Below are 8766 nucleotides of genomic sequence, written 5' to 3'. Positions count from 1 at the left end.
GGCGGGAGGCGCGGGCGGCGCCGGCACCTGCGCGGTGGCGGCAGCGGCGGCGGTGGCCAGCACCAGGGACAGAGCGAGTGCGCTACGACGGATCATGGGAGTTCCTCCTGAGCGGCAAGGGGGCGCCGCTCGCAGGAGAAATAAAGCAGAGGCCGTGCCAACTTTTAAGCCATTGATCCTGAAGGGAATCGCGTGCGGATCTGGCCTGAAAGGCGTCCCCATTCCATCCACATCTGTCCGCTTTGCGGACAGGTGGGGATGGGATGGGATTGGGGATTCGTAAAAGCGCCAGACAGCATGCGGCGGCGCGCGCTTTTACGAATCCCAATCCCAAATCCCAAATCCCGCGGCGCGCCAGCACGCCGCTAAAGCCCGTACTCGTCGAGCTTGCGATACAGGAGCTGACGATGGATGCCGAGCCGGCGCGCGGCCTCGGCGCGGTTGCCGTGGGCCTGGGTCAGCGCCGCCTGGATCATCTGCCGTTCGAGTTGCGCGATGGCCTGCGGCAGGGTCAGCGCGTCGGTGTCCAGCGCCGTGGGCGTCTCGGCCGGCGGCGACGCCAGCAGGTCGTCCAGGTCGTGCGCCTCGACCACCGGCGCGCGCACCAACACCTGGCAGCGCTGCATGGCGTTGCGCAACTCGCGCACGTTGCCCGGCCAGAGATAGGCGCGCAGGCGCGCCTGCGCTGCAGTCGACAGTGTCTGCGGGGCGCTGCTGCCGGCGGCGAGGAAGTGCTGGGCGAGCAGCAGGATGTCGTCGCCGCGCTCGCGCAGCGGCGGCAGCTCGATCGGCACCACATTGAGCCGATAGCGCAGGTCGCTGCGGAAGCGCCCGGCGTCCACCGCCTGCAGCAGGTCGCGGTGGGTGGCGGCGATCACCCGCACGTCCACCTTCTGCGCGCCGCGCCCGCCCAGCGGCGACACCTCGCCTTCCTGCAGGAAACGCAGCAGCTTGGCCTGCATCGGCAAGGGCATGTCGCCGATCTCGTCAAGGAACAGGGTGCCGCCGTCGGCGTCGCGGATCAGGCCGTTGCGATCGCTCACCGCGCCGGAGAACGCGCCCTTGCGGTAGCCGAACAGTTCGCTCTCCATCAGTTCGGCGGGAATCGCCGCGCAGTTGATCGCCACGAACGGCTGCGCGGCGCGGGCGCTGGCACGGTGCAGCGCGCGCGCCGCCAGTTCCTTGCCGGTGCCGGTTTCGCCGGTGATCAGCACCGGCAGGTCGGAGGCGGCAGCCAGGCCGATGCGCTTGTGCACGGTGCGCATCGCCGCACTGTGGCCGAGCAGCGCGTCGTCCTCCTCCGCCGGCAGCGCCGGTGCGGTCTCCGGCGCGTCGTCGCCGCGGCTGCGCAGGGCGCGCTCGACCACCTCGGCGATGTCGGCGCGGCCCACCGGCTTGACCAGGTGATCGAAGGCGCCGAGCTTCATCGCCTCGATGGTGTTGCCGCTGGAGGCATGCGCGGTGAGCATCACCAGCGGCACGCGCATCGCCTGCGCATCTCCCTGGCGCGCGCGCATCAGCGCGATGCCGTCCATGCCGGGCATGCGGAAGTCGACGAAGGCCAATTCGAAGCCGCCCTCGCGCAGGCGCTCCAGGCCTTCGCGCGGGTCGGCTTCGGCGATCGCCTCGTGGCCGAACGAGCGCAGCGTAGCCTGCAGGGTGCTGAGGAAGGCCAGGTCGTCGTCGATGATCAGGATGCGCGCCATGGCAACTCCAGGCTGAACTCGGTGACGCCGTCGCGATGCGCGTAGTGCGCCTCGCCGCCATGGGCGCGGGCGATCTCGCGCACCAGCGCCAGGCCCAGGCCATTGCCGTCGCTGCGGCCGCTGGCGAACGGTTCGAACAGATGGGCGGCCACCGGGGCCGGCACCGGGTCGCCGTGGTTGCGCACGCGCAGCTGCAGCACGTCGTCCTCGGTCTGCGCTTCCAGGGTCACGTCGGTGCCGGCCGTGGCGTGCTGCAGGGCATTGCGCAGCAGGTTGTGCAGGGCGCGCGCGGCCTGTTGCGGATCCAGCATCCACTGCGCCGGCGCCGCCTGCAGGTGCAGCGCGATCGGCGGCGCCTGCCCGTCCCAGTCGGCCGGGTCCAGCAGCGCCTGCAGCCACGGCTGCAGAGCCACCGGCTGCCGCTGCAGGCGGATCGGCTGGACCATGCCGAGCAGGCTTTCCACCACCCCGTCCAGGCGCTGGATCTGCGCCAGCATCAGCTGCGCCTGGGCGTCGTCGACGCCGTCCGCGCGCGCGGCGATCTGGTTTTCCAGCGCCAGCCGCAAGGTCGCGATCGGGTTGCGGATCTCGTGCGCCACGGTCGCGGTCATGCGCCCGAGCGCGACCAGGCGTTCGTGCCGCGACAACTCTTCGCCGAGTCGGCGGGTCTCGGCCAGCGCCTGCACACTGCGCTGCGCGTAGTCGGTGACCGCGGCGCCGAGCCGGTCCAGTTCCGGCGCACCGGTGCGCGGGATCTGCGGCACCTCGGCCGGCGTCGCCAAGGCCTGCTGGATGCCCTGCAGGCGCTGGCTCCAGCGCCGCACCACCCACCCCAGCGCCAGCGCCGAGACCACCACCAGCGCCAGGATCAGCGCCAGACCCAGCGCCAGCGGCAGGCTGGCCGCGGCGTCGCTGGAGGCGACCCGGGTCATGGTCCAGGCCGCGGCATTGCGATCCAGCGGGCAGGCCGCGATCAGCAGGCTTTCGCGCCGCCCGTCGCGGCGGTAATCCACCGTGTGCTGCGCCTCCACCCCGCGCTGCGCGGTGGACACGATGACGTTGCGCTCGGCCGAGGGCACGTCGGTCTTGTGCTCGGTCCCGTCGTAGGTCGGATAGGCGTAGGCGAGGAAGCCGCGCTGGCGGTCCCAGAAGCCGCCTTCCACGCCGGCGGCATCGGCCAGCACCAGCTGAGACACCACTGCTGCCAGGCCGGTGCCGTCGCTGCCGTGGGCGGCGGCGCTGGCGCCGTTGTAGCGCTGCACCATGCGCGTGCAGACCTCGCGCAGCCCGGTCTGCGCGCGCTCGCTGCGCACGCCCTCGCTGTGCCGGTACAGCCCGACCAGCACCACCGCCATGCCCACGCAGGCGGCGGCGATGACGATCCAGATCAGCAGCAGTTGCCGCAACAGCGAACGGGGCATGGCCTACCTTGGGCGCGACGGAAGAGGCAGAGCGAACCGCGGCGATCGTACCCGGATCGCGATGAGGTCACGACTCACGGTGGCGAACGCACCGTCGCGCACCGTTGCCAGGCGGGCGCGGACGGCGCAGAAATCGAGTGTCCGCTTGGTCCATGCGGATTCCCTGCACCGTCCCCCTGCGTAGGCAGCGTCGCCGTGGTCGACCGCGCTCAGCGCAGGTTGGTCTTGACCAGCTCCAGCACCTCGTCGCCGCGCCCGCTCATCACCGCGCGCAGCAGGTACAGGCCCATGCCCTTGGCCTGTTCCAGCTTGACCGCCGGCGGAATCGCCAGCTCCTGGCTGGCCACGCGCACGTCCACCAGCGCCGGGCCGGGATGCGCGAACGCTTCGCGCAGGGCAGGTTCCAGTTGCGCCGACTCGTCCACGCGCAGGCCCAGGATGCCCATGGCGTTGCTCATCGCGGCGAAGTCCGGATTGCTCAGGTCGGTGCCGGTATCCAGGTAGCCGGCCGACTTCATTTCCATCGCCACGAAGCCGAGCGAGCCGTTGTTGTAGACCACCACCTTCACCGGAAGGCCGAGTTGGGCCATGGTGATGAAATCGCCCATCAGCATGGTGAAGCCGCCATCGCCGGACAGCGAGATCACCTGCCGCTGCGGGAACTGCGCCTGCGCGCCCAGCGCCTGCGGCATCGCATTGGCCATCGAGCCGTGGTTGAACGAGCCGAGCAGACGGCGCTGGCCGTTCATGGTCAGGTAGCGCGCCGCCCACACCGTCGGCGTGCCGACGTCGCAGGTGAAGATCGCATCGGCATCGGCCAGCGCATCGATCATGCGGGTGACGAACTGCGGGTGCAGCGGCTCGCCGGGCGCAGAGGCCACCGCCAGGTCGTCCAGGCCCTCGCGCGCCTTGCGGTAATGGGCCAAAGACTTCTCCAGGAAACCGCGGTCCTCGCGGCGCTGCAGGCGCGGCAGCAGCGCGGCGATGGTCTCGCGCACGTCGGCGGCAATGCCCAGCTGCAGCGGGGTGCGCCGCCCCAACGCGGCCGGGTCGTTGTCGACCTGCACGATGGTGGCGTCCTTGGGATAGAACTGCCGGTACGGGAAATCGGTGCCGAGCATCAGCAGGGTGTCGCAGTTGAGCATGGCGTGGTAGCCGGAACTGAAGCCGATCAGGCCGGTCATGCCGACGTCGAACGGGTTGTCCCACTCCACGTGTTCCTTGCCGCGCAGTGCATGCACGATCGGTGCGCCGAGCGCGTCGGCCAGCGCCACCACCTCGTCGTGCGCGCCGGCGCAGCCGCTGCCGCACAGCAAGGTGGTGGCCTTGCTCGCCTGCAGCAGGTCGGCCAGCTTCGCCACGTCGGCGTCGGCGGGCAGGATGCGCGGCGCGGCCAACGCCGGCCACGTCGTCGGCGTGCCCTTGGGCATTTCCTGGAGGGCCACGTCGCCGGGAATCACCACCACCGCCACGCCGCGGCGCAGGATCGCGGTGCGCATCGCCCGCTGCAGCACCTCCGGCATCTGCGCCGGGTTGGTCACCAGTTCGACGTAGTGGCTGCACTCGCGGAACAACTCCTGCGGGTGGGTCTCCTGGAAATAGTTCAGGCCGATCTCCGAGGACGGGATGTGCGCGGCGATGGCCAGCACCGGCTGGTGGCTGCGGTGGCAGTCGAACAGGCCGTTGATCAGATGCAGATTGCCCGGCCCGCAACTGCCCGCGCAGACCGCCAGCTTGCCGCTGACCGCGGCTTCGGCGCCGGCGGCGAAGGCCGCCACTTCCTCGTGGCGCACGTGCATCCACTCGATGCTGTCCATCTGCCGCAGCGCATCGGTCAGCCCGTTGAGGCTGTCGCCGGTGACGCCCCAGATCCGCTCCACGCCTGCGCTGTGCAGGGTTTCGGCGAGCAGGCGGGCCATGGTCTGCTTGGACATACGTGCTGATCTCCGGGTGGGGATCAGCATGTTGGCACCGCGCGCGTTACCGACACGTGGCGCCGACGGCGTGCGCATGCGCCTGCCGAACGCGCGTTCAGCGCACGGTGCAGCTAGTCTTCGCCGCGTGCAGCGGCCGCATCGCGCGCAGCATCGCCCGCATTGCCCACATCGTCCTCGTGGTAGCCGCCGGGCGTGGCGGCCTTGCCATGCGCCCCGCCTGCATGCTCGCCCGTGGCGCCGTAGGTGCCGGCCTGGCCCAGGTTGGGCTGACTGCGCCCGCTGCGGTCTTCGCCGTGGTCCTGCGGCGTAGGCGTCTGCGGCGGCGGCATGGGCTGCGACGGTACGTCGCGATCGCGTCCACGCGGCACACCGCTGTCGGCTGAGACGTCGCCTTCTTGCTCGCCGCGATACGCGGACTGGCGGACGTCGTGCGTCCCGGTAGGAGGTGAAGTGCGCTGGGACATGGCGATCTCCTGCAGAAGCGTGGGAGCGAGTCACGCTAGGCCGGCATGCGTTAGCCACTCTGCAAGGCCTCATGAAGAGCACGCGAGCAAGCGCGATGCTGTCGCCCCCCACCCCACCACATCGTCCGCACGCGACATGCACGCCTGCGCCACCCGTAATGGCCGACGCTGGCGGCTCCTTCCGCACTGAAGACTCACGATGCCCGGTCTATTCTGGAAACTGGCGCTGGCCGGCACGGCCTTCGCCGCGATCCGCGCCTACCGCCGTCAGACGCACTCCGGCTCGTCCGAAGCGGGGTCGCTCACCCCGGGTGCGGTTTCCGACGACGTCCGCGCCACGCCGCCGCACGGCGATACCCTGCAGGCCACCGAGCGCGCGTCGACGACCGCCGCGGCGGACGATCCGGACGGCGCCGTCCCGGCCTGACCTGTGCGATGCGCAGCGGCATGCCGCGCTCATCGCCGGCACGCCGCTCGCGCCATCGGCACTCGCGTGAACGTCCGGGTCAGCCTTCGGGTCGGTCGTGCGACTCGCGGCCATCGCCATCGCGGGCGTTGCGCGCACGCAGTTCCTCGCTGGCCTTGCGCGCCAGTTCCTCGTACTGACGGCGGATCTCTTCCAGCCGCTTTTCGTCCAGCTCTTCAAGATCCAGCAACTCGTTGTTGGCCTTGGCGCTGACCCGGATCAACTCGTCGAGCTTGATCTGCATGGCCGCGGTGTCGGCATTCTGGGTGTGCTGGATCAGGAACACCATCAGGAAAGTGATGATGGTGGTGCCGGTGTTGATGACCAGTTGCCAGGTGTCGTTGAAGCCGAACACCGGCCCGCTCAGGCCCCATACCAGCACGATGCCCAGCGCGATGCAGAAGGTCCAGGGCGTGCCGGCGGCATACGACGCCTTCTTGGCGACGACATTGAACAGCTTGGCAGGTTTCATCGCAGGCCCTCACGCTATGGAAGACGCCTGCAACGCCGTCGCCGGCATGCGCAGGCGGCAAGGATGATCGGCAGCGCGCCGTGAGCGAGACGTGCACATCGCGCAAGCACAAAGCAAATGAAAAAGGCGGGGTCGCCCCGCCTGTGTGCTGTCCTGTGCGCCGTGCTCAGCCGGCCTGTTGCGTCGCCGGCTGCAGCGCGCGCACCGGGCGCGGCCGGCTCGGGAAGGCGTGGCGCAGGATCCGCCACACCACTTGGCCGAACTGCTTGGGCAGCGAGCCGGTGTTGTAGTGCTGGCCGTAGCGCGCGCAGATCTCGCGCACCTGCACCGCCAGCGCCGCGTAGCGGTTGGCCGGCACGTCCGGGAAGAAATGGTGCTCGATCTGGTGGCTGAGGTTGCCCGACAGCACGTTCAACAGCTTGCCGCCGGCCAGGTTGGACGAACCGCGCAGCTGCCGCAGGTACCAGTGCCCGCGCGACTCGTTCTTGATCGAGTCCTTGGGGAAGGTCTCGGCATCGGCGGTGAAGTGGCCGCAGAAGATGATCACGAAGGTCCAGATGCTGCGCAGCACGTTGGCGGCTAGGTTGCCGAGCAGCACCGGCAGGAAAAACGGGCCAGCCAGGGCCGGGAACAGGATGTAGTCCTTGAAGATCTGCCGGCCCATCTTGCGCCCGACCGGCAGGAAGGTGCGCTTCAATTCGCCGCGCTTCATCTTGCCGGCCAGCCAGCGGCCCAGGCGCAGGTCCTGGATCGCCACGCCCCATTCGAACAGCAGCGCGAACACCACCGCGATGAACGGCTGCGCCAGGTAGAACGGGCGCCAGCGCTGCTCGGGGAAGATGCGCAGCAGGCCGTAGCCGATGTCGTCGTCCATGCCGCGCACGTTGGTGTAGGTGTGGTGCTTGAAGTTGTGCGTCTTTCGCCAGTTGTCGCCGGTGGCGACGATGTCCCACTCGTAGGTGTTGCCGTTCAGGTGCGCATCGCCCATCCAGTCGTACTGGCCGTGCATCACGTTGTGGCCCAGCTCCATGTTCTCCAGGATCTTGGACAGGGTCAGCAGCAGCACGCCGGCGGTCCACGCCGGCACCAGCACGCTGTGCACGAATGCGCCCAGGAACAGCAGCGCGCGGCCGGCCACGCCGGTGTAGCGCACCGCGGCGACGATGCGGCGGATGTAGCGCGCGTCGCGCGCGCCCAGGTCGGCCAGGGTGCGCGTGCGCAGTGCATCCAGTTCGTCGCCGAAGGCCTGCAGTTCGGCCGGGGTGAGTGCACGGTTGCGGGGAGCCGCCATGGGGAAATCCTTCAGAGGTCCAGGGTCAGGTCGCTGCTGGCGCTGTTGACGCACAGCTTCAGCGAACCAGGTTCGGCGGCGTGCGCGCCGCTGAGCAGATCACGGGTGATGCCGGCCTGCTTGCCGCAGGCGCAGCTGTTGCAGATGCCCATGCGGCAGCCGTGCTTGGGCCGCAGGCCTTCGGCCTCCAGCGCGCTGAGCAGCGACTGGCCGCGCGGCAGTTGCAGCACGCGGCCGCTGCGCGCCAGGGTCACCGCCACGGTGCCCTGCTCGACATCGGCCGGCGCCGGCGGCGGGCTGAACGCTTCGGCCTGGAAGCGCGCCACCTGGGGCTGCAGACGCGCACGCGCAGCCTGCACGAAACCGCCGGGACCGCAGGCCAGCACCTGCGCCTGCCCCAGGTCGCCCAGGGATTCCAGCGGCAGCGTGTCCACGCGCGGCGCCGGCGTGTCGCCTTCGCCGGTGATGGCCAGATGCAGGCGGAAGCGCGGATGTGCCGCGGCCAGCGCCTGCAGTTCGTCGCGGAAGCAGACCTGGTCGTGGCGCCGCGCCCAGTACAGCAGGTCGACATCGGCCGGCATGCCGGCATCGGCCAGTTGCCGCAGCAACGCGCGCATCGGGGTGATGCCGCTGCCGGCGGCCAGCAGCAGCCAGCGGCCGTGCGGCGCGGTCGGCAGCACCATCTCGCCATAGGCCTGGCCGAGCTCGAACACCTCGCCGATGCGCGCGGCGCCGGCCAGATACTGGCTGACCCGGCCGCCGTCGACGGTCTTGACCGTGATCGCCAGACGCCCGCCCGGCAGCAACGTGGGGCTGTAGCTGCGCAACAGCCGGCGGCCGTCGATCTCCACCCCCAGTTCCACGTGCTGGCCGGCGCGCAGGCCCCGCCAGTGGCGGTTGGGCTGCAGCACCAGGGTCACCGCGTCGCTGCTGGCCGCCTCGCGCTGCACCAGCCGGGCGCGCGGGCGCTGCCAGGTCCACAGCGGATGCAGGCGGGTCGACCAGAAAT

General features: G+C 70.2%; 8 protein-coding genes. 1 reads left to right on the top strand and 7 read right to left on the bottom strand.

The features are described 5' to 3' along the window. Window positions 1–365: 365 nt before the first annotated feature. The 4 genes from ACP93_RS20595 to ACP93_RS22400 all read right to left on the bottom strand — a co-directional run bounded on the left by ACP93_RS20595 (window position 366) and on the right by ACP93_RS22400 (window position 5393). Window positions 366–1706 carry a sigma-54-dependent transcriptional regulator gene (locus tag ACP93_RS20595; RefSeq protein WP_048492526.1) on the bottom strand — a complete coding sequence of 447 codons (1341 nt, stop codon included), beginning with the start codon at window positions 1704–1706 and terminating at the stop codon, window positions 366–368. Then, window positions 1691–3127 (bottom strand): sensor histidine kinase, encoded by a 1437-nt coding sequence (locus tag ACP93_RS20590; RefSeq protein ID WP_048492525.1) that lies wholly within the window; start codon window positions 3125–3127, stop codon window positions 1691–1693. Before ACP93_RS20590 ends, ACP93_RS20595 begins: the two co-directional genes overlap by 16 nt. 209 nt (window positions 3128–3336) lie before the next feature. Beyond that, the gene (gene poxB / locus ACP93_RS20585) at window positions 3337–5046 is read right to left on the bottom strand and encodes a ubiquinone-dependent pyruvate dehydrogenase (protein WP_204243728.1); all 1710 of its coding nucleotides are present in this window, start codon (window positions 5044–5046) and stop codon (window positions 3337–3339) included. 128 nt (window positions 5047–5174) lie between these two features. Then, entirely contained in the window at window positions 5175–5393 is a 219-nt protein-coding gene (locus ACP93_RS22400) for a hypothetical protein (RefSeq protein ID WP_228136111.1), read from the bottom strand. Window positions 5394–5727: 334 nt separating this feature from the next. Between ACP93_RS22400 and ACP93_RS20575 the strand changes: the two genes are divergently transcribed. Next, entirely contained in the window at window positions 5728–5955 is a 228-nt protein-coding gene (locus tag ACP93_RS20575; protein WP_048492522.1) for a hypothetical protein, read from the top strand. 79 nt (window positions 5956–6034) lie between these two features. Here ACP93_RS20575 and ACP93_RS20570 read toward each other — a convergent pair whose 3' ends face one another. The 3 genes from ACP93_RS20570 to ACP93_RS20560 form a co-directional block, all read right to left on the bottom strand. Further along, the gene (locus tag ACP93_RS20570; protein WP_048492521.1) at window positions 6035–6466 is read right to left on the bottom strand and encodes a low affinity iron permease family protein; all 432 of its coding nucleotides are present in this window, start codon (window positions 6464–6466) and stop codon (window positions 6035–6037) included. Window positions 6467–6632: 166 nt separating this feature from the next. Continuing rightward, window positions 6633–7757: a fatty acid desaturase family protein gene (locus ACP93_RS20565; RefSeq protein ID WP_048492520.1), complete on the bottom strand. Its 1125-nt coding sequence runs from the start codon at window positions 7755–7757 to the stop codon at window positions 6633–6635. A gap of 11 nt (window positions 7758–7768) precedes the next feature. Beyond that, window positions 7769–8766, bottom strand: a 998-nt coding sequence (locus ACP93_RS20560) for a ferredoxin reductase (protein ID WP_048492519.1), incomplete at its 5' end; no start/stop codon positions are given.

Source organism: Xanthomonas sp. NCPPB 1128 (assembly GCF_001043115.1).
Classification (GTDB): Bacteria; Pseudomonadota; Gammaproteobacteria; order Xanthomonadales; family Xanthomonadaceae; genus Xanthomonas_A.
The sequence above is the reverse complement of the archived record's forward strand: the minus strand, read 5'-3'. Positions and strand labels throughout refer to the sequence as shown.